Origin of the sequence: Floccifex sp. (assembly GCF_051873495.1) — a bacterium.
Taxonomy (GTDB): domain Bacteria; phylum Bacillota_I; class Bacilli_A; order Erysipelotrichales; family Erysipelotrichaceae; genus Floccifex.
Map to the genome: position 1 here is coordinate 1 of NZ_JBJEEX010000051.1, position 21,889 is coordinate 21,889.

Annotated in this window: 21 protein-coding genes; 3 read left to right on the forward strand and 18 right to left on the reverse strand. The window is 32.6% G+C overall.

The genetic code is table 11. The features are described from left to right. Nucleotides 1–82 precede the first annotated feature (82 nt). Genes pyrF through ACI313_RS03120 form a run of 7 tightly spaced genes read right to left on the reverse strand, consistent with a single transcriptional unit; the run spans nucleotide 83 to nucleotide 8,858 of the window. On the reverse strand, nucleotides 83–778 hold the full coding sequence (gene pyrF / locus ACI313_RS03090; protein WP_320608513.1) for an orotidine-5'-phosphate decarboxylase: 696 nt from the start codon (nucleotides 776–778) through the stop codon (nucleotides 83–85). Next, nucleotides 778–1,686 (reverse strand): dihydroorotate dehydrogenase, encoded by a 909-nt coding sequence (locus ACI313_RS03095; protein WP_320608512.1) that lies wholly within the window; start codon nucleotides 1,684–1,686, stop codon nucleotides 778–780. Before ACI313_RS03095 ends, pyrF begins: the two co-directional genes overlap by 1 nt. Beyond that, on the reverse strand, nucleotides 1,686–2,411 hold the full coding sequence (locus tag ACI313_RS03100) for a dihydroorotate dehydrogenase electron transfer subunit (RefSeq protein ID WP_439755246.1): 726 nt from the start codon (nucleotides 2,409–2,411) through the stop codon (nucleotides 1,686–1,688). Before ACI313_RS03100 ends, ACI313_RS03095 begins: the two co-directional genes overlap by 1 nt. A 2-nt stretch (nucleotides 2,412–2,413) precedes the next feature. Next, a complete protein-coding gene (gene carB, locus ACI313_RS03105) occupies nucleotides 2,414–5,620 on the reverse strand; it encodes a carbamoyl-phosphate synthase large subunit (RefSeq protein WP_439755247.1) in 3,207 nt (1,068 codons plus the stop codon). After that, on the reverse strand, nucleotides 5,604–6,695 hold the full coding sequence (gene carA, locus ACI313_RS03110; RefSeq protein ID WP_439755248.1) for a glutamine-hydrolyzing carbamoyl-phosphate synthase small subunit: 1,092 nt from the start codon (nucleotides 6,693–6,695) through the stop codon (nucleotides 5,604–5,606). Before carA ends, carB begins: the two co-directional genes overlap by 17 nt. Nucleotides 6,696–6,699: 4 nt before the next feature. Continuing rightward, on the reverse strand, nucleotides 6,700–7,965 hold the full coding sequence (locus ACI313_RS03115) for a dihydroorotase (protein ID WP_439755249.1): 1,266 nt from the start codon (nucleotides 7,963–7,965) through the stop codon (nucleotides 6,700–6,702). Continuing rightward, nucleotides 7,956–8,858 (reverse strand): aspartate carbamoyltransferase catalytic subunit, encoded by a 903-nt coding sequence (locus tag ACI313_RS03120; RefSeq protein WP_439755250.1) that lies wholly within the window; start codon nucleotides 8,856–8,858, stop codon nucleotides 7,956–7,958. Before ACI313_RS03120 ends, ACI313_RS03115 begins: the two co-directional genes overlap by 10 nt. A 164-nt stretch (nucleotides 8,859–9,022) precedes the next feature. On the opposite strand from ACI313_RS03120, the gene ACI313_RS03125 reads away from it, so the two are divergent. From ACI313_RS03125 to ACI313_RS03135, 3 genes are all read left to right on the forward strand, one after another. Next, nucleotides 9,023–9,409 carry a CBS domain-containing protein gene (locus ACI313_RS03125; protein ID WP_320608868.1) on the forward strand — a complete coding sequence of 129 codons (387 nt, stop codon included), beginning with the start codon at nucleotides 9,023–9,025 and terminating at the stop codon, nucleotides 9,407–9,409. A 99-nt stretch (nucleotides 9,410–9,508) separates the two neighbouring features. After that, nucleotides 9,509–10,669, forward strand: coding sequence for a hemolysin family protein (locus ACI313_RS03130; RefSeq protein WP_320608869.1), 1,161 nt, complete (start codon nucleotides 9,509–9,511; stop codon nucleotides 10,667–10,669). A 35-nt stretch (nucleotides 10,670–10,704) separates the two neighbouring features. Beyond that, nucleotides 10,705–12,327: a DUF885 family protein gene (locus ACI313_RS03135; protein WP_439755251.1), complete on the forward strand. Its 1,623-nt coding sequence runs from the start codon at nucleotides 10,705–10,707 to the stop codon at nucleotides 12,325–12,327. A 19-nt stretch (nucleotides 12,328–12,346) separates the two neighbouring features. Here the strand turns inward: ACI313_RS03135 and ACI313_RS03140 are convergent, their stop codons facing one another. The 11 genes from ACI313_RS03140 to ACI313_RS03190 all read right to left on the reverse strand — a co-directional run bounded on the left by ACI313_RS03140 (nucleotide 12,347) and on the right by ACI313_RS03190 (nucleotide 21,844). Further along, the gene (locus tag ACI313_RS03140) at nucleotides 12,347–13,141 is read right to left on the reverse strand and encodes an HAD family hydrolase (protein ID WP_439755252.1); all 795 of its coding nucleotides are present in this window, start codon (nucleotides 13,139–13,141) and stop codon (nucleotides 12,347–12,349) included. Further along, nucleotides 13,125–13,409, reverse strand: coding sequence for a hypothetical protein (locus ACI313_RS03145; RefSeq protein WP_439755253.1), 285 nt, complete (start codon nucleotides 13,407–13,409; stop codon nucleotides 13,125–13,127). Before ACI313_RS03145 ends, ACI313_RS03140 begins: the two co-directional genes overlap by 17 nt. A 140-nt stretch (nucleotides 13,410–13,549) precedes the next feature. Next, a complete protein-coding gene (locus ACI313_RS03150) occupies nucleotides 13,550–14,095 on the reverse strand; it encodes a glucose-6-phosphate isomerase family protein (protein WP_320608873.1) in 546 nt (181 codons plus the stop codon). Nucleotides 14,096–14,167: 72 nt separating this feature from the next. Continuing rightward, a complete protein-coding gene (locus tag ACI313_RS03155; RefSeq protein WP_439755254.1) occupies nucleotides 14,168–15,151 on the reverse strand; it encodes a Fic family protein in 984 nt (327 codons plus the stop codon). A 67-nt stretch (nucleotides 15,152–15,218) separates the two neighbouring features. Next, nucleotides 15,219–15,743: a tRNA (mnm(5)s(2)U34)-methyltransferase gene (locus ACI313_RS03160; RefSeq protein ID WP_439755255.1), complete on the reverse strand. Its 525-nt coding sequence runs from the start codon at nucleotides 15,741–15,743 to the stop codon at nucleotides 15,219–15,221. Beyond that, the gene (locus ACI313_RS03165; protein WP_320608875.1) at nucleotides 15,727–16,257 is read right to left on the reverse strand and encodes a macro domain-containing protein; all 531 of its coding nucleotides are present in this window, start codon (nucleotides 16,255–16,257) and stop codon (nucleotides 15,727–15,729) included. Before ACI313_RS03165 ends, ACI313_RS03160 begins: the two co-directional genes overlap by 17 nt. Next, nucleotides 16,257–17,072: a DNA recombination protein RmuC gene (gene rmuC / locus ACI313_RS03170; RefSeq protein ID WP_320608876.1), complete on the reverse strand. Its 816-nt coding sequence runs from the start codon at nucleotides 17,070–17,072 to the stop codon at nucleotides 16,257–16,259. The genes ACI313_RS03165 and rmuC overlap by 1 nt, the downstream gene beginning before the upstream one ends. Next, nucleotides 17,063–18,376: a CCA tRNA nucleotidyltransferase gene (locus tag ACI313_RS03175; RefSeq protein WP_320608877.1), complete on the reverse strand. Its 1,314-nt coding sequence runs from the start codon at nucleotides 18,374–18,376 to the stop codon at nucleotides 17,063–17,065. Before ACI313_RS03175 ends, rmuC begins: the two co-directional genes overlap by 10 nt. Next, the gene (locus ACI313_RS03180; protein WP_320608878.1) at nucleotides 18,363–19,142 is read right to left on the reverse strand and encodes an enhanced serine sensitivity protein SseB C-terminal domain-containing protein; all 780 of its coding nucleotides are present in this window, start codon (nucleotides 19,140–19,142) and stop codon (nucleotides 18,363–18,365) included. Before ACI313_RS03180 ends, ACI313_RS03175 begins: the two co-directional genes overlap by 14 nt. 4 nt (nucleotides 19,143–19,146) lie before the next feature. Then, nucleotides 19,147–20,466, reverse strand: a complete 1,320-nt coding sequence (locus ACI313_RS03185; protein ID WP_320608879.1) for a TldD/PmbA family protein — start codon at nucleotides 20,464–20,466, stop codon at nucleotides 19,147–19,149. Further along, nucleotides 20,459–21,844, reverse strand: coding sequence for a TldD/PmbA family protein (locus ACI313_RS03190; RefSeq protein WP_439755256.1), 1,386 nt, complete (start codon nucleotides 21,842–21,844; stop codon nucleotides 20,459–20,461). Before ACI313_RS03190 ends, ACI313_RS03185 begins: the two co-directional genes overlap by 8 nt. Nucleotides 21,845–21,889 lie beyond the last annotated feature (45 nt).

Consider the following 21,889-nt stretch of genomic DNA (forward strand, 5'->3'; position numbering starts at 1 on the left):
AAAGCTTTTCCTGACCCCCAGAATATCTGGGGGTTTTATGTAGACAAAAAAAATGAACCTCATTGAGGTTCACTTTAGAATATTATTTCATCATTTCTTCAATTAAATCATAAGTTTCTTTAGGATTCTTTGATTTAGTAATAGAACGACCAACTACGATGTAATCACAACCTTGTTCTTTGGCATAAGCTGGAGTGGCAACACGTTTTTGATCATCTACTGAATCAGTTGCTAGACGGATACCTGGAGTTACTGTTAAGAAATCAGGTCCACATGCTTCTTTGATAGCTTTTGCTTCGTGTACGGAACAAACAACACCATCTAATCCAGCAGCTTTAGCATTTAATGCGTATTTAACTACACAGTCAATAACTTCTCCTTCAATTCCTAATTCTTCGTTCATAGCTTCTTTTGAAGTAGAAGTTAATTGTGTTACGGCAATACATAAAGGTGTTTTTCCACCTTGTGCTCCTTCCATTAAACCTTCTTTAGCTGCTTTCATCATGGCAATTCCACCAGCAGCGTGAACATTAGTAATATCTACACCTAATTTAGCTAAGTTTTTCATTCCACCTTTAACAGTGTTAGGAATATCGTGTAATTTTAAATCTAGGAAAATGTTATGTCCCATATCTTTAACAGTTTTAACGATATCTAATCCACATGCATATGTTAATTCCATACCGATTTTTACATAAATTGGTTCATCAAATTGACTTAAAAAATTTACTACTTCTTCTTTAGAAGAAAAATCAAGGGCAACGATTGTTTTTGACATTATTTAAAGCTCCTTCCTATTGCTTCTTGAATTGAAGAATATCCATATTGTTCTAAAACCTTTGGAAGATCTTCGATAATTTTAGGACATACCATTGGATCCACAAAGTTTTGGGCACCAACTTCTACAGCACTTGCGCCCGCATTTAAGAATTCTAGTACATCTTCAGCACAAGTAATTCCACCGACTCCAATGATTGGAATCGATACCGCCTGGGCTACTTGATAGACCATACGAATGGCTACCGGTTTAATGGCAGGACCTGATAGTCCTCCGGTAACATTAGCTAACAATGGTTTTCCTGTTTTTAAATTAATGCGCATTCCCATTAAAGTATTAATTAACACCAATCCATCGGCACCTGCTTCTTCTACAGCTTTGGCAATGGCTACAATATCGGTAACATTGGGTGATAATTTTACATAAACTGGTTTAGTGGCAACTTCTTTACACATTCTTGTCACATGAGCCGCTAATTCAGGATTTGTTCCTAAACCAATTCCTCCATGTTTAACATTCGGACAAGAAATATTTAATTCATAGGCTTTGATTACAGGTTGGTCATTTAATTTTTTAATAACTTCCACGTAATCTTCTTCACTGGCTCCGGCAACATTGGCAATGATTTCTGTATCGTATTTTGATAAGAACGGAAGTTCATTTTCAATGATTGAATCTACACCTTTGTTTTGAAGACCAATGGCATTCAACATTCCACTTGGTGTTTCCGCAATTCTTGGTGTTGGATTTCCAAAGCGTTCTTGAGGTGTTGCACTTTTAATCGCAATTCCTCCTAGAAGTGATAAATCATAGATTTCGGCAAATTCTTTACCAAATCCAAAGCATCCACTTGCAGGAATAACGGGATTTTTTAAATTCAATCCAGGTAGTTTAACTGAAATATCCATTATAGTGCCACCTTTCCGATTTCAAAAACAGGTCCATCTTTACAAACACGTAAAGAATGTCCTTCTTGATCTTTTACAACACATCCCATACAAGCTCCCATACCACATGCCATACGAGCTTCTAGAGAAATATATCCTTTTGTGTATTTTTCATTTAGTGCTTTCAACATTGGAAGAGGTCCACAAGCTAAAATAGAATCCGTTTCAATGTGATTGTCTTTAATTGCTTCTAATACAGTTCCTTTGCTTCCTTTAGAACCATCCATTGTTGCCATATATACATCACAACCCAATTCTTTGAATTCATCAATCAAGAATAGTGATGCTTCATCATTGGCACCAACTACAACTTGTACTTTCGTTCCTTGTTGTAGATACTGTTTCGCTGTTTCATACAAAGGAGGTAAACCAACTCCTCCTCCAATGCATAAAACTTCTTCTTTTTCTTCAATTGGAAAACCATTTCCAAGAGGCCCGAAGATATTAAGTGTTCCATCTAATGTAGTCATTTCTTTTGTTCCTTGGCCAAGAACTTTATAAATGATTACAATTGAATGTTCTTTGATTTCATGAATTGAAATTGGTCTTCTTAAGAAGAAACCAGGAACAGTAATTTCAATAAACTGCCCTGCTTTGGCTTCTTTACAGATGTTTGTTTCCAATTCCATTTTGTAGACATCTTTGGCAATCTCTACATTTTGTATAATACGTGCATCTTCTAACATATTTATTTTCCCATTTCATTCATACTAATTGTTGAGAATGACAATGACTCTAATACTTGAAGTAAAGCTTCGGCTGTATCTAATGAAGTCATACAACTAATATTGTTTTCAGCTGAAACTCTTCGAATCATGTATCCATCGTCATTTACTTTACGATCTTTATTTGTCATTGTGTTGATAACAAAGTTAACTTGTCCTTTACGGATAATATCTAATACTGAATCATTTTGTTCATCATCGATTTTATTAACTTTGTGAACATATAAACCACGTTCTTGTAAGTAATTAGCCGTTCCCTCTGTAGCATAGATACCATATCCAATCGCATAGAAACGTTTCGCTAATTCATAAGCTTCTTTCTTTGTTTCATCGGAAATTGTGAACAATACCGAACCATGCATTGGAATATTTACACCTGAAGCAATTAAAGCTTTGTACAATGCTTTTTCTAAACTTACATCACATCCTAAAGCTTCTCCTGTTGACTTCATTTCTGGTCCTAAAACAGTATCTACTTTGTGTAATTTAGAGAATGAGAACACTGGTGCTTTAACATATACATGTCCTTTATCTTCTGGATGATATCCAGGTGTTAATCCTTGATCTACAATGCTTTGTCCTAAAACACATTTTGTAGCAATGTAGCTCATTGGAACTCCAGTAATCTTAGATAAGAATGGTACTGTACGAGAACTACGTGGATTAACTTCTAGTACATAAACACGATTGTTTTTATCAACGATGAATTGGATATTGTATAGACCAACGAATTTAAATCCTTTTCCAATTCGTGTCGCATAATCAATAATTGTTTGTTTTGTCTTTTCATCAATTCTTTGTGTTGGATACACACTAATAGAGTCTCCTGAGTGAATACCCGCACGTTCGATGTGTTCCATTACCCCTGGAATATATACGTTTTCACCATCGGCAATGGCATCGATTTCTAATTCCTTACCTACAACATAACGGTCAATTAAGATAGGAGCATCATGACTGATTTCTTTTACAGCAGTTGCCATATAAACACGAAGTTCATCGTCATCATGAACAATTTCCATGGCTCTTCCTCCTAATACATAAGAAGGACGAACTAATACTGGATATCCAATACGATTGGCAATGACTAAGGCTTCATCAACAGTTACGGCTGTTTCTCCTTCTGGTTGTGGAATATCTAGTTTCTTCAACATCTTTTCAAATTCATGACGGTCTTCTGCCCAGTCAATGGATTCAAGTGAAGTTCCTAAAATCTTAACCCCATGTTTTTCTAATGAATCCGCTAAGTTAATAGCTGTTTGTCCACCAAATTGTACAATGACACCCAATGGTTTTTCTAATTCTACTATGTGCATTACATCTTCCGTTGTCAATGGTTCAAAGTATAATTTATCACTAATTGAGAAATCTGTTGAAACAGTTTCTGGGTTATTGTTGATAACGATTGCTTCATATCCCTCTTTACGAAGTGTTTCAACACAATGAACAGTGGCATAATCAAATTCTACCCCTTGTCCAATACGAATTGGCCCTGATCCTAATACAATGATTTTTTTACGATCCGAACAAATAAATTCATTTTCTTGTTCATATGTAGAATAGAAATAAGGCGTTGCACTACTAAATTCACAAGCACATGTATCTACCATTTTAAATACTGGTACAATACCATTTTCTTTTCTTAAATTATATAAATCACTTTCGTTCATATTCCATACTTTGGAAATATAACTATCCGAGAAACCAGCTTTTTTAATTTTACGTAAAACGTCAATATCACCTTTGTGATCTTTACATTCTTTTTCTAAATCAATGATATTTTGAATATGCCATAAGAAGAAATAATCAATTTTCGTTAAATTATGAATAGATTCTAAATCATATCCATCTCGTATCCACTGAGCAATCGCAAAGATTCTTTCATCATCATTTCGTTTGATTTTTTCATATAATTCATCTTTTGACATTCCATCAAAATCTTTTTTATACAAATGATCCACTTTCATTTCCAATGAACGAACTGCTTTTAAGAACGATTCTTCAAAAGTACGACCAATTGACATGACTTCACCAGTTGCCTTCATTTGTGTTCCTAATTTACGAGACGCATTAGGGAATTTATCAAATGGGAAACGAGCAAATTTCGTAACAATGTAGTCTAAAGCCGGTTCAAAACAAGCATAACTTGATTTAGTAACTGGGTTAATAATTTCATCTAATCCCAATCCAACCGCTAATTTCGCACTGATTTTGGCAATTGGATATCCTGTTGCCTTACTTGCCAAAGCAGAAGAACGAGAAACACGAGGGTTTACTTCAATTACATAGTATTTAAAACTCTTTGGATTTAAAGCTAATTGTACGTTACATCCACCACAAATCTTTAAAGCACGAATGATTTTTAAAGATGCGTTACGTAACATTTGATTTTCTTGGTCTGTTAAAGTTTGTACTGGTGCAACAACAATACTATCTCCGGTATGAATTCCAACAGGGTCAATGTTTTCCATGTTACATACTACGATGGCATTGTTTTTAGCATCACGCATTACTTCGTATTCAATTTCTTTGAATCCGGCAATACTTTGTTCAATTAAACATTGATGAACAGGAGAAATTTTTAATCCCGCTTCACAGATTTCTTTTAATTCATCTTCATTATCGACGAATCCTCCACCTGTTCCTCCTAATGTATAAGCAGGACGAACAACTAATGGATATCCTTGTTTATTCGCAAAGGCAATGGCTTGTTCAACGGTATGAACAATTTCACTTTCAGGTACTGGTTCATTGATTTCTTGCATTAAAGCACGGAATAATTCACGGTCTTCAGCACGGTTAATGGCATCTAAATCTGTTCCTAGAATTTCCACACCAAATTCATCTAAGATTCCATCGTTGTGTAATTCAACGACTAAGTTTAATCCCGTTTGTCCTCCAAGGGATCCTAAAATCGCATCCGGTCTTTCTTTATAGATAACGCGTTTAGCGAAATCAAGTGTTAATGGTTCAATATATACGCGATCAGCAATCGATGTATCGGTCATAATGGTTGCAGGGTTTGAGTTGATTAATACAACTTCGTATCCTTCTTCTCTTAATGATTGACAAGCTTGGCTTCCGGCATAATCAAATTCTGCGGCTTGTCCAATAATGATAGGACCCGAACCGATGACTAAAATTTTATGTATATCATTTCTCTTCGGCATTTTTGTTAGTCTCCTTTTCCATTAATTCAATAAATTGATCAAATAAATAACGACTATCTTCTGGTCCAGCGCTTGCTTCTGGGTGATATTGCACAGAGAAACAAGGATAATCTTTGTGACGAACACCTTCACAACTCTTATCATTTAAAGCTTGGTGTGTCATTTCTAAACGAGTGTCTTTTAAACTATCGATATCAACGGCAAATCCATGGTTTTGACTTGTGATTTCCACTTGTCCTGTTGCCAAGTTCACAACAGGATGATTGGCTCCACGGTGTCCAAATTTTAATTTATATGTTTTAGCTCCACATGCCAATGAAATCAATTGATGTCCTAAACAAATTCCAAATACAACGGTTTGAGGAATTAATTCACGAATCGTTTCAATAGCGACTTGTACATCTTCTGGATCTCCTGGCCCATTTGATAACATGACTCCATCTGGGTGGAATTTCATAATTTCGTCTGCACTTGTATTATATGGAACAATAATTAAGTCACATCCACGTTTTGATAATTCACGTACAATTCCAAGTTTAGCTCCAAAGTCCATTAAAACAACTTTTTTACCACGATTTGGAATTGGGAAAATGCGATTGGTACTTACAAGTTCTACTTGATTGTGCATAAAATCCGCTGCTTTTAATCCCGCTACTACCGCATCAATATCCGCATCCACATTGGCTAAAGTTGCCTTTAAAGTACCTGCTGTACGGATTTTTTTAGTAATTGCACGTGTATCCACTCCATAAATTCCTGGGATATTTTTATTTTTTAAGTATTCATCTAATGTTTCAAGGCATCTGAAATTACTTGGATGTTCACAGTAATCACGAATAACGAATCCAAATACACATGGAACCATACTTTCGTTGTCATCACGGTTAATTCCATAGTTTCCAATTAATGGATATGTCATCATAACGATTTGTCCACAATAGGAATTATCCGTTAAAATTTCTTGATAACCTGTCATTGAAGTATTAAATACCAATTCTCCAATTTTAAAATTATCACTTCCAAAAGCTGTTCCGCGATAAACACTACCATCTTCTAAAACTAATAATCTTTCCATATTCTTATCCTTTCCAAACTGTTTGAGCTTTTACAATTGTTTGTTTTATTTTACCAAATACTTGCCATCCATTAAATGGTGTATTTTTTCCCATAGACTCAAATTGCGAAGCATCAATTACATATTCTTCATTTAAATCCACAATCACAAAATCCGGTTGGTATCCTTTTTTGATTTGTCCTGCTTTTTCTAATCCAAAACGCTCAGCTGGTTTTTTACTCATATAATTAACTAATTGAGCCAATGTCCAACGTTTTTCGCGCACAACAAATTGTGTATATAACAATGAAAAACAAGTTTCTAATGATACAATTCCAAATGGACACTTATCCATTGGTTTATTTTTTTCTTCTTGTGTATGAGGAGCATGGTCATTGGCAATAAAATCCAAAGACCCATTTTCCAATCCCTCAATTAAAGCCATACGATCGGCATGAGAACGAAGAGGTGGATTCATTTTCCAATTTGGACCTTGTACATCTTTATCTTCTAATAATAAATGATGCACCGTAACTTCACCTGTTACATCCAATCCTTTTTGTTTAGCTTGTCTTAAAGCTTCAACACTTTCTGAAGCCGAAATATGACAAGCATGATATTTACATCCAACTTCTTCTACAATTCCTAAATCACGAATTAATTGTGCACTTTCACATGCACTTGGAATGCCTAACCAACCTTTTTGAGCTGTTACTTCACTTTCATGAACACTCGCTCCTGGTTTACGATACGCCATATCTTCGGTATGAGCTACAATCATAGCATCACAATCTTTAGCTTGTTCCATGGCTTGTTTCATGACTTCTCTTGTACTTACTCCTACCCCATCATCACTAAACCAATGAATTCCCATTTGCGATAAAGATTTCATATCAACAACTTCTTTAGAAGCTTCTTGTTTAGTAATACATGCATATGGATATGTACGAACAACAGCCTTTTCATCAATCAAATGTAAATAATCTTTCATTGTTTCGGTATTATCAGGAAAAGGGATTACATTTGGCATACAGAAAATACTTGTGAATCCTCCATGTGCTGCTGCTTTTGTTCCCGTTTCAATGGTTTCTTTTTCAGTGTGTCCTGGTTCACGTAAATGTACATGTACATCAACAAATCCAGGTAGTACGGCACATCCTTTGGCATCAATTTCAGGGTAATCTCCTTCAATGTGTTCTTGGATATCGATAATTTCGTTTTCGTCAAATAAAATATCACATGGCTTTAATTCATCTTCAATTAAGACCAATCCATTACGAATTACTTGCATGTTTCCTCCTCAAATGGTTCTAAACCAAAGGCACGTTTCATAACCGCTTTACGAACCAATACTCCATTTGACATCTGTTTAAAGATACGAGATTTTTCGCTTTCCACTAAATCCCCATCGATTTCTACGCCTCTATTAAATGGAGCTGGATGCATAATAATGGCATGTTCTTTCATACGACTATAGCGTTCTTTATTTAATCCATAGCGACTTAAATAATCGATTCCACCATTTGGAGCCGCTCCTCTTTCTTTTTGAATTCGAAGCATCATAACAACATCAGCCCATTCAATGGCTTCATCAAAATCCATAGTTGGATACCCTTCTCTTTGCCATTCTTCTGGTCCTGCAAAGTAAACATTTGCGCCTAAACGATTTAGAGCGTCTTTATCACTTGCGGCTACACGTGAGTGTAAAATGTCTCCAACAATGACTACATTTAAGTTTTCAAATGTTCCAAATTCATCATAGATTGTTAATAGGTCAAGTAAACATTGAGTTGGATGGTTTCCAGCTCCATCCCCGGCATTAATAATAGGAATATTAATTCCTTCTAAGTATTTAAAATATTCATCTTTAGGATGACGAATGACTAGACAGTCATATCCAATTGCTTCAAATGTTTTTACTGTATCATATAAGGTTTCCCCTTTTTGTACACTAGATGTTTCTGCATTAAAGTCTTCTACTTGACATCCCAATTGATGTTGCGCACTCGCAAAGGAAAAATGAGTACGTGTACTAGGCTCAAAAAAAAGATTAGCAACCAATGCCTTTTTAAAAGGAAATTGCCAATCTTTATAGGAATTATTAAAAAGTCTAGCATCATTAAGAATACTAAAAATATCGTCAGTAGATAAATCTTTCATGGACAGTAACGAATGTTTATTCATTAAAGAATCCTCCTAACTATACAAAATTTTGGATATCTCCAAATTTTCTTAGACTATTTTATCACAAGATATACATTTTTCAATGCCACTTATAATTTAATTTACCATAATTATTTGACAATTTATTTTTAAATTTATATACAATAATATTGAGGTGATTTTACATGAAAGATAACATTTTCTTTTTTCTAAAAAAGAAAGGAGATGTCTTCTATTTAAATAGTTCTTTAACCATTAAACAAGGACTAGAAGAAATGAAAAAAACAGGTTACACCGCCATTCCTGTCATTGATAAAGAAGGAGCTTATATTGGTTCTGTTACCGAAGGTGATTTTTTATGGTATGTGACACAAGAAAACGTTGATATGGATAAACCATTAAAAACAATTATTCGAAAAGACTTTATGCCAGCGGTTTCCATTTCAACTTCCATTCCCGATGTTCTACAACAATCTTTAAAACAAAACTATGTTCCGGTTGTAGATGATCGTAATATTTTTATTGGTATCATTACTCGTAAAGCCATTATGGAAGCTTTTCTTGAAAATTGATTAATTGAATGATAAATGATACATTTGTATATATAAATAAAGGAGAATATATTACATGACAAATGATGATTCGATTCCCATAGAAACAGGAGTTCGCATATGAGCCCGTGGATTCTAGTTTTACTATTTTTGTTGTCTTTTTATTTTGCGATGGTTTATACCCTATTTGAATATGATTCTAAAAATGAGAAAACCGATTCCATACTAACAACCATTTCCTGGTATCAATTAATGTTGATTATCGGAATGCTTATGGTTTCACTCATTTTATTAAAGCCATATTTAAATAAACTATATTTTGTTTTATTTTTATTTATTTATGGTTATGTGTATTTTTTAATCTTTGAAAAATTAGTAAAAATATGGACTTTATCAAGATCTGATAAATTTCAATTAAAGATGGTCCAATCCTTCTTTAAAATTTATCCTTTCTTATCAATTTTTACTTTTTTCTTAAAAATCAAAGTCGTAAAACCACAAGAAATCAGTGAAGAAGATATTCGTGAGCTTATTAGTGCCTCAAGTGAAAGTGGAAATCTTGAAGAACCACAAAAAGAATACATTGAAAATATATTTGAATTCGATGATACCAATGTTGATGAAATCTGTACTCATCGCTCCGAAGTCATTGCCCTTAGTTTAGAAGACGATATTAAAGAATGGCATACTATTATTTTAAATAACCGTCATACTTTCTATCCTGTCTACCAACAAGATGAAGACGATATCATTGGGGTCTTAGATACACGCGATTATTTTCGTTTATCTAAACCATCCATGGATACCATTTTAAAGAAAGCTGTGGACAAACCATTCTTTGTTCCTGAGAACATGAAAACCGATGACTTATTCCGTCAAATGCAGCAGAAAAAAACATATTTTGCGATTGTATTAGATGAATATGGAGGAATGAATGGAATTGTTACGTTACACGACATCATTGAAACAATCTTAGGGGAAATGAATGAAGAAGATGATTCGATTGAACCAGAAGATATTCAAAAATTAGCGCCTAATAAATTTTTAATTAAAGGAACCGCTGATTTAGAAGAAGTTTGTGAAGCTTTAAATATTACTTTACCAGTTGATGAATTTGAAACCATTGGTGGCTATATATTGGATTGTTATGGAAAAATTCCTGAAGATGGAACAGGATTTGATATTGATCTTAAACAAATTCATGTACATGTCAAAAACATGGTTCGTCATCATATTGATCAAATGATTGTTTATAAAAAGGAAATAACGGATGACATTTAAGTCACCCGTTTTTTTTAAAAAAAAAGGAGATGACTATGAAAAAACTACTATCTATTATTTTATCGCTTTGTTTATTAAGTGGATGTACAACAAAAGTTGAAGGTCCAAATAAACAATTTATTGACTTCTGCAATGATTATTTCATTAACGAAATGGAAAGTGACTATACAACAATGCATCAATACCTAGAAAATCCCGAAAACTATGGCATTGATACTAATAATGTTGAAATTTCATTAGGACACGTAAATGAAGATACAACAAAACAAGTTGAACAAACACTCGATGATTTAAAATCTTTTAAATATAATGACTTAGATACTACTCAAAAAGTAATTTATGATGAATTAGAAAAAGAATTAAATTGGGAATTAAAAATGAATGATGAAAAGTTCATGTATAGCACAAATGTTTTAAGTAGTATGGGTGGTATTCATGAAAATTTAATCACATTCTTTAGCGAATATGTATTACGAAATGAAAAAGACATTCAAGATTTATTAATTCTAATTCAAGATACGCCTAGATACATGGATGAAGTGATTTCTTATATCAAAGAACAAGCCAATCAAAATATGCTTCGTTTTGATTATGATACCGTAACAAGTTCTATTCAAGAAACACTTGCTTCCAAAGATAATTCAAGTATAACTAAAGAACTTATAAAAGAAGTCGATGCCCTTTCAATTGATAATAAAGAATCATATAAAACACAAATTCATGATTCTATACAACAATATGTATTCCCTTCTTATCAATCTTTATTAGATACGATTGTATCTTTAAAAGATAAAGTTCAACCTGTTACGGGTTTATATAATACAGAAAATGGTTTGGAATACTATGAATTATTGGTTGAAAAAGCAACAGGTACAACAACTTCGATTGAAGATATTCAAGAACAGTTACAAGATGCTTTAACAGACGTATTGTATAACTATACTTATACTGAAATTGAAACAGATCCAATTTCAACTTCTTTTAATTCAGCTGAAGAAATATTAACTTTTTTAAATGAAAACTATAAAAGCTATTTCCCTGAAGTAAAAGACATGAACTATGAACTAACTCCATTAGACGATGATCAAAGTACCGATGGAATAGTAGCTTATTTTGTGATTCCTAGTTTAGATAATACGCTTCCATATCAAATTCGATATAATCAAAGAGACTATGGAAAAGATACTACAGATATTGAATTATATACAACTCTAGCTCATGAAGGAATTACGGGTCATATGTATCAAGCTCAATACAATGCGGAAAACTTAGAATATCCAATTCAATTTTTATTTGATAATTCTGGTTTAGCAGAAGGATATGCGACCTATGCTCAAATCTATGCTTTGAATTATTTGGATTTAAATACAACTTTATATAAATTAGAATCGGAAATGAATTTCTATTTAACGGCTTTACTTGATATTGAAATCAACTACAATGGTTTAACTCTTGATGAATTAAATTCTCAATATGGAATGGATATGAGTACTATTTATAATCAAGTAGCCGATAATCCAACGACTTTCTTATCTTATTATTATGGATATCTACAAATTCTTAATTTAAAAGACCAAAAGATGTCCGATATGGATTTCCACAATAATTTATTAAAATATGGAAATGTATATTTTGATGTATTAAAGAAACATATGTAAAAAAAAAAGAGGAAATTGTTTAAGCGACAATTTCCTTTAATTTTTCAATAGCACTATCTACGATTTCATCTGCCGATGCTTTTAATGAAGACGTTCCTGTTTTCATTCCAAATCCTATACCCGCTTCTTTAACCATTTCAATGTCATTGTCTTGATCTCCAAAAGCCATTCCATCTTCTAATTGAAGTCCTACTTCATTTAATAAATGTTTTAGAGCGTTTCCTTTATTGACTCCAAAAGGTAAAAAATCAATCCATTGATTTCCACTGGATACCACTTTAATATCTGGTAGTCCATCTTTTAAAGTTGGTAGAACACTTTGGTATCCGTCTTCGTTAAAGATGGATATTTTATCAATTGGTTGATTAATTTCATTTAAATCATCAACTAATTTCATATATAAATGAAGGTCTTCATTCATATGATGAATAAACTTTTCATCTTTCGAGGCGGAATACAATTGACTGTTACAAGATACAAATAAATGACCTAATTGTTTTTCATTGACTAATTCAAATATTTTTAATGCGTGTTCTTTATCAATCACATTATCAAATAATTGTTTTCCTTTGTGGTAACAAGTCACTCCATTGGATGCGATAAATGATATTTTATCTTTTAATGGTTCCATGATTTCTAATTCATTCGTATAGGTTCTACCACTGGCTACAATAAATAAAACATCTTTATCAATTATTTTTTCAATAACATCATATACTTCCTGTTCTAATTCATGTCCTTCATCAAACAATAAAGTTCCATCTAAATCACTGGCAATGTATTTAATTTCTCTTCCTTTATAAATAATACTCATAGTTCTTCCTTCTCATTTTTTCATCTAAATTAATTTTGGCATAGAGTTCTTGATGTAATTTATAAGCATCTTGTTTCTTAAGTGCATCTTTCTTTTGTGATGTAGGAATGAAACGATCCATATAATATAAATTTTCATCGTCTCGACACATGTATACAACACCCGCAATACTCGTCTCAAGTACATAAACTCTTTCAAATACTTTTAGATTCTTTTTGTAGATTAATTCTACAAATTCTTCTGGTTCATAGTGGGTTGCGTACAACATATTTATCACTCCTTCTTGCATCGTCATTATGCATGAAAGAGTGTAAAATTACTTTATTTTTTTGATTTTTATCCAAAAAACAAAGTTTTTTATTTTGAATTCGAATCTGTAAGCGCTTCTTTTTTCGTATTCAAAAAAAATTATATTTCTTCAACACAAATTTCATCGTTTCTTTTAAATAAACGATATTGAAATGGATGTTGTTCCACACGACTATAGTCATGTCCTGCATTGGCATTCCAAACACAGATGACTTTTAGGTCTTCATTGGATGTATTAATTAAACGATGTGCATGGGCTCCATCAATACGATGAAGACTTCCTTCTTTCATTTGTTCACACCACGTTTTTCCATTTTCATCCATCAACATTAATAGCCCACTTCCACTAGCACACCAATAATATTCTTCACAATTTAAGTCTTCGTGAAAGTGTCCTCTTGTCATGTTACATTCACCATTTACTAAAACAGGATGTAATAAACTAATTCCCCAATTTAAGTGTCCTTCTGTTTTATAGTCCGAATTCACAACACTAACTTCATACATAATCGTATCATCACTTAATGATTCATCCACTGTTTTATAAAAACTTTTCGCGTCTTTATACAGTTTTTTTGAACATTCAACTTTTCCTTGAATATCGCCTTTAAATTCATGAAATAAACTAGCTTCTTTAATCTCCATATTTTTGTCCTCTTTTTTAATGTTATATCATTTAATGAAAGCGTGCAAATAAAAAATAAGCAGACTTGCTGCTTACACTTTAATATATCTTTGATTTTTACTATTTGGTTTATCTGGAATCGTCATTTTGATTAACTTTAATTCAATGGCGGGGCGAAGATAGTTTCTTCTAAATCCTTCTCTTGATTTTAAACCCATTTTTTTCATAAGCATTTGCGTAGAATACGAGATGCCACATTCCATTACACTAAGAAGTTTATACACAGGTTGATTATCGTCTTGATTTACTTGCTTCATAATTTCATCTAATATTTGATCAATCTGTTCCAACATAAAAGTAATAAAAATTGTAGATTCCCCCGTTTTATAACATTTAGAAATCGCATCATAATAACCTTCCTGGAATTTTTCTATTTGACTTTCAATAGGAATAAATTCAAATATTGGCTTCCATTCTTTCAAAATAGCTGTTTGCCATAGTCTAGCCATTCGTCCATTGCCATCGGAAAAAGGATGAATAAAAACAAATTCATAATGAAATACACTACTTAAAATCAAAGGATGAAGTTCACCTTTTACATCGTTCATCCAACCAAACAAATCATCCATAAGTTGTGGTACAAATTGGGCAGGAGGTGCCATAAAAATACATTTATCCCCACTAAAAACACCTTCTTCACCGGAACGAAATCGACCTGATTCTTTTACTAAATACTTGGTCATAATACCATGAAACTTTTTTAGGTCTTGGATATTAAATGGATTGATTTCGCCTATATGCTCATAGGCCTCATACGCATTTTTTACTTCTTGTATTTCTTTTTGTTCTCCTAAAACAGCTTTTCCATCAATTACATCATAAACTTGATTTAGTGTTAAAGAATTCGCTTCAATCTTTAGAGAAGAATGAATGGATTTTATTTTATTATTTTTTCTTAAATGTGGTTTAGATTCAAGTTCATTTATCGTAACAATACGGCCTAGTTTTTCTGAAATCGACGACACCAAAGATAAAATTTTATTTGTGATTGTGAAAGGCGGTTTATATGCATCCATAAAAATTCTCCTTCATCTTGCGTACTATCTTACGTACTATCTTGCGTACTTATTATATCACAAATAACTAACGAATTTTTTCAATTCCCACTAAGTAAGGACTCTTACGATTCATTAACTTTGTTTTTAGGATCATATATTGATTCGAATTCAAAGACATTAAATAACTTTCTATTTCTTGTGCTTCTTGTTGTCCTTGATCATGAGGATAAAAAACTAATGCCATTCTTCCTTTTTTCTTTAATAAAGCCAAACCCTTTTTTACAGCTTCTAAGCTTGTATTCACATTCGTATGAATACTTTCATCTAGTCCGGGACAATATCCAAAGTTAAAAATCATCGCATCAACTTCTTGATGAATGACTTCATCCATGTGTTCATGTCCCATTAAATGAACCTCAAAATGAGTATCTTGAATATTACTTTTATCTATAGCTTCTTGTTGTACTTCAAAGGCAATGACTTTCTTTACTTTCTGTGATAAAAAGAAACGACTGTCTAAACCATTTCCTAATGTCGCATCCACACAAATAGCTTGATAATGGAGGACAGGTTTTAAAAAATCATGAGATAAATCAACGAATGATCGCATGTTTCAATTCCTCTTTCATATAGCTATATACTTCTTGGTCATCACAAACAAAGACAACATCAATGCACTTTGTATCCGGATATTCTCTAAATAACTTACGAATGGTTCTGACACCAATTTCACATGCTTGTCTTTTATCATAGCCACGATCACTTCCTAATACTGGAAAAGCCACCATTAATTGTTCTAATTCATGTTCACGGGCATAGCTATAGGCTTGGGCACAAGCATTCCAGAAACAAGCTTCCAATATTTCTTTTTCTCCTTCCATATTCACAAAAGTAGGAACTACAACATGAATAATGGCCTGACAAGGAAGATCATAGGCTTTCGTTAATTTTGCCATGGCAACATCACAACCTTTTAAAGATTGACATTCATCAATGAGTCCTTGTCCAGCACGAGCAAAGATTTGTGAACATACACCTTCTACAGGCATTAAGTCTTTTCCTGCTGGATTGACAATGACATCAAAATCAAGCCTGGAAATATCTCCTTTAAGTGTTGTGATCATCATAATTCTCCTTTCGTGATTTTCTGAATTCGTTTTCCAATTTTTTGACTGGAAGTATAAATCATTTGATATTGTTCTTGTAGATTATTTAAATTTTTCTGTGCTTTATCACAACGAAGAAGTAAACGATCCACATCTTGTAGAAGCGCCTCTAAATCTTGTTCAATTTCTTCGACATGACTTTGACGATAAAAATCTTTAGTAGAGGAAATCAATGTATAAATAATTCCAATTAGCGTTGTCGGTGAAGCTAATAATACGTGTTGATTTAAAGCATATTGAAATAAATCAGAGCTCTTAGAACAAATAAATTGATAAATAGCTTCACTCGGAATAAATAAAATAGCTTGATTGGCTGTATAGGGTGTGATGTATTTCGTTGAAACATCATCAATGTGTTTTTTTATATTATTTTTAAATAAACGAAAATAATACTCTTGGTTTTCTTTATCTTCATTCATTTTTAAATAATTTTCCATAGGAAATTTAGAATCAATACACAATACTTTTTCAGTTCCTGGTAAAAACAAAGCTGCATCTACTATTTTATTGTTGTCTAGGATATACTGCATTTTATAGACTTCTTCATTATCAGCGGCATATATGCCCAATAAATACGATAACTGATATTCTCCCCAGTTTCCTCTTTGTTTGACATTCGTCATGACTTGATTCATTTTCTTAAGGTCTTGTTCCATATTTTGAATATAGTGATTTGATTGATTCATTTGGTTTTCTTTATTTTTAATTTCAAAAATAAGAAATAATACACATAGTATCAATACAATCAATAAAATAATAATAATTAACTCCATAGTTCTCCAATATACTCTAATAATAATTCTTTTTTATTTTGTTCAGGATGATAAAAACAATATTTTAAACAAGCATTTAGTGCTTCTTTGATTTGTTTTCCTTTTAAATTGGTATTCGAAATAATATCATTTCCATTAATATCTAATTCCTTCACATTAAAAATAGATGACTTCTTTACTTGTTCATACAACAATACAAATTCATCTAATTGTTTTAATGTTTCTTGTCCTTTTTTAGAATGCGCTAGTAAATCACATCGTCGTATTGTGATTAAATCATCCATCATTTTTTCATTCCATCCTAATTCAATGCGAAAATAATAAATGGAATCCATTCCTTTTTTAAATCCATCATCGTGATAATAAACAAGAGTAGGAATCACTTCTTTTTGATAAGAAGTCATCTTTAATTCTTCACAAAGACGTTTCGCAATTTCCATTGAATAAAGAGGATGTTTTTTGAAATGATCTATTCCATTTTTCGTTGTTTTCGCTTTCGGTTTTCCTAGGTCATGGAACAATAAAGTATAGGCCAATGTTTCATCAAATTCTGGTAAATATGAAATAGCTAATAAAGAATGATGAAGGACATTGGTAAAGTGATAAATGGAATTTTGTGTGCATTGCTGACTTTCCTTTAATTCAGGAATAATAGGATACAATAAGTCCACCATTTTTTCAATTTGAAAAGGGTCATAATAAAGTATTTCCGTCAATTCTTCATGAATTCTTTCTTTGGAAATATATTGAATATCTTGGGCATGATGATTGATAGCTTGGAATGTATGTTCGTCCATTTCAAAATGAAGTTTTGCGCAAAAACGAAAAGCCCTTAACATACGTAAGGCATCTTCATTAAAGGATTCATTGGGATCTGAAATCGTACGAATAATTTTATTTTGACAATCTTCTAGACCATGAAATAAATCAATTATTCCTGTTTGGGGATTATATGCCAAAGCATTCACGGTAAAGTCTCTTCGCTTTAAGTCTTGTGAAAGGTCTTGTACAAAGGTAACCGAATCAGGGTGTCTATGATCGGTATAATTTGATTCTTTACGAAAAGTTGTGATTTCTACATCTGTTTCTTTTTGAACGATGATAGTTCCATGTTTCATACCACAACTTGCACTGGAATGAAATAAATCTAATACTTGTTGGGGAGTGGCATCGGTAGTTATGTCGTAATCATGGCATTCAATATTTAATACTTGATCACGAACGCATCCTCCCACTAAATAAGCTTGAAACCCTTTTTGGTTCAGGGTTTCAAGTATTTCTAAAATATAGTTAGGCCATTTCATTTTTACTATAAACTGGCTTTGAATTTTCGATGATTTTTTGACTAATAGGATGGGACGCAAACATAAATTCCATTTCTTTATTTTCATCATATGGATGAATAAAAGAACCCAATGCCTGGAACATTTGTGGATTTTCTTGTTCCATATCGACCACAATTAACCAATGCGTTCCTTCTTTTTCTACTAATCTTTCTTTCAAGTAAATAGCACGAATAGATGGTTCGTTTTGCGCAAAACGAATCATTGATTGTTTTAATTCCTTTGCCTGTTCAGCTTCTTTAATTTTTAATGTTTCATTCGCTTTAAATTCTCTTTTCTTCATCGAAGTATGTTGGGCTGTTTCTCTTGCCTCTACTTGATGTAAGAAATTCATATCCAATGGGATTTTGACATCCGTTGGATCGATAAAAATACCTTTAATATCATCTGGTACATTTTTAATTAATTTCATAAAACGAGTTAAAGGTAAAACCATTGGTTTAAAGCGTTTTTCTGTGTCCCAGTGTTTATAGTCATAATAAGATGTAAAGGCAACAATAAATTTTTGTTCGTTTTTTAATTGTAGAATTGCGAACTGAAATTGGGTGTTTTCTTGAAACAACATTTGTCCATTTGGTCCTACTTTTGGTTCTTTATCCCAAATTGAAGGAATTAAGATACTCGCTGTTTGTAACGTAGTTCCCATACGATTTACATTTTCTTGGGTTGGGTTTTGACGATAATCTCTTAAAACGTCTCTTAGTTTTTCATTATTAAATTCTGCCATATTTTTATTCTCCACTTATTGCACATTTTTTAAAATATATACTTGGACAAGCAATGGTATGATACTTCCAATCCAAGTCATTTCCTATCATTTCTACATCATTCATTAATTCCATGAAATTACCGGCAACTGTAATTAATGATATACTTTGATTTCTTTTTCCATTTTTTATTGAATATCCACTTGCTTGTAGACTAAAATTCGTACTCACAAAATCAATTCCAGCATGAAGTCCCGTTACACTTTCAATGACGAGTCCTTCATTCATTTGTTCACACATTTGTTCAAAAGAATGATCTTGAGGCATAATACAACAATTCAAAGGTTGAACCGCAATGTCACTTCCAGAACGGAAGCCATTTCCTGTGCTTTCTAGTCCTAAACGATTGGCGGATTTCGTACTTTGTAGCGCTAATTTAAAGACACCTTGGTCCACAAGTGTTTTTTTACTTGTTGGGCATCCTTCATCATCGAAGCTTCTTACACAAAGGGCATCTAAATTTCTTGGGTTATCGATAATGGTAATGTCTTTCGAAAAGATTTGGGTATTTTCTTTTCCTTTTAAACAAGATAGTCCTTTATGAATTAAATCGCCACTAAACAATCCCATAAAACTAGAAAATAAAGAACGCATCGCATCACTTGTGAATATCACGGGTGATGTCATAGATGGATATGATTTTGAATTTAATTTCAATAGCGCTTTATCAACCGTTCTTGAAATAAATTCGTCCATTTTAAATTGTGATAAATCAGGTAAGATTTCAATTTCGGTATAGTCTTTAATTTCTTGTCCTTGTTGCACGACAACAGACATAGCTAAGTATTGAAGCTGGTCTTCATCAACTAAATCAATTCCTTTGGAGTTAGTAATTGAAATGGTTTCTTTGGCTTCATTCCAAGATTCATGAGCGACTTGAATAACTCTTTCATCGTATTCAAGTGTCTTCTTTTCTAGTTGTTCCATGATTTTGTAGACATCATCCATTGATGGTGTAAGCCATTGTGTGTCTTTTTTTATGGGTTCAATATTCTCAGCTTGTCGTATTGTATCTTTTTCTTTAGAGTTAATAATCGATATTTGATTGATTAATTGATGAAGAATGTAATCACAATTGTCATCATCGACTTGTTCTAGATACATATTGGACATATTGCCATCAATAATTCCACGAATATAGGTTCCCAATACTTTACTTGTTTCAAATTTATCCATTGTGCCATTAAACCAAGTCACTTCTTTTTCATAAGATAAATTCTGATAGATTTCAAATTCTTGAATTCCTAATTCTTGTGCTTTTAAAATCCATTTTTGTTTATTCATTGCATGTACCTCCTACCGTAATAGAAGAAACACGAATAGCGGGTTGTCCGACATCGGTTGGAACATTTCCTGAACTTGCTCCACACATTCCTTGAGCACGGGCTAGATTTTTCCCCACACGGTCAATGTTCATTAATATTTCAGCTCCACTTCCAATTAAAGTAGCTCCTTTAACTGGATATGTGATTTTACCATTTTCAATTAAATATCCTTCATTTACCGCAAAATTAAATTCTCCCGTTTGAGGATTGACACTTCCTCCACCCATTTTTTTGGCATACAATCCTTTTTCAATGCCTTCAAACATTTCTTCAAAGTCATCGTCTCCAGCTGCGATATAGGTATTTGACATACGTGATGTTGGTTCATATTTATAAGATTGTCTTCTTGAAGATCCTGTTGATTCCATATTCATTCTTCGTCCATTTAATTGATCAACCATATACGATACAAGAATTCCATCTTTAATAAGAACACGCTTTTGTTGCGGATTTCCTTCATCATCTACGTTTTGAGATCCCCATCCATTAGGAATGGTACCATCATCAATAGCGGTTACTTTACTACTTGCGATTTGGGTATTTAATTTATTCGCAAAAACACTTTGATTTTTACTTACAGCGCTAGCTTCAAGGGCATGTCCACATGCTTCATGGAAAATAACGCCTCCAAATCCATTATCAATAATGACTGGCATCTTTCCAGATGGGCAATCTTTCGCTTCTAAGTTGACTAAGGCAACTCGACTCGCTTCTCTAGCTTTTTCTTTGATGAATTCATCACTGAAGTATTCCAATCCACTACTTGCTCCAGGTCCTTCAAAACCGGATTGCATTTTGTCGTTTTCCTTGGCATAAACACTAATTGGAAGGCGCGTACGAATTCGGGTATCTTGTACGAGTTTTCCTTTAGTATTAGAGATTTGAACGTGTTGACATACGCTTAACAAGTTACATTGCACCTTAAAAATACGTCCATCACAATGTGCATAGCGATTGGCTTTTTTAAGTAATTTCACTTTATCTTTTAGTTCAACATCAAAGGGATTGATTTCTATTTTATGTTTATTTTCGATTGTTTCTTCTTTTAAAGTAATTTGACAATTTTTTTGTTCGTTTCCAAATGCTTCTTTTAAAGATTTTGTGAATTCAATTAAAGATTCCATTTCTAAATCATTGGTATATCCATATACGGATTGACATCCACAATAAATGCGAATTCCAATTCCTTTTCGATTCGTTAGATCAACGTCTTCCACAATTCCGTTTAATAAATTAATGGATTCCGATGTTGTTTCTTCTTCAAAGATTTCCGCAAAATCAGCTTTACTATCAAGGCAAAGAGAAAGCAATGTTTCCAATTGATTTTTTTCTAACATTTTTTTGACTCCTTTCTTTATTATACACTATTCATATAAATTTCT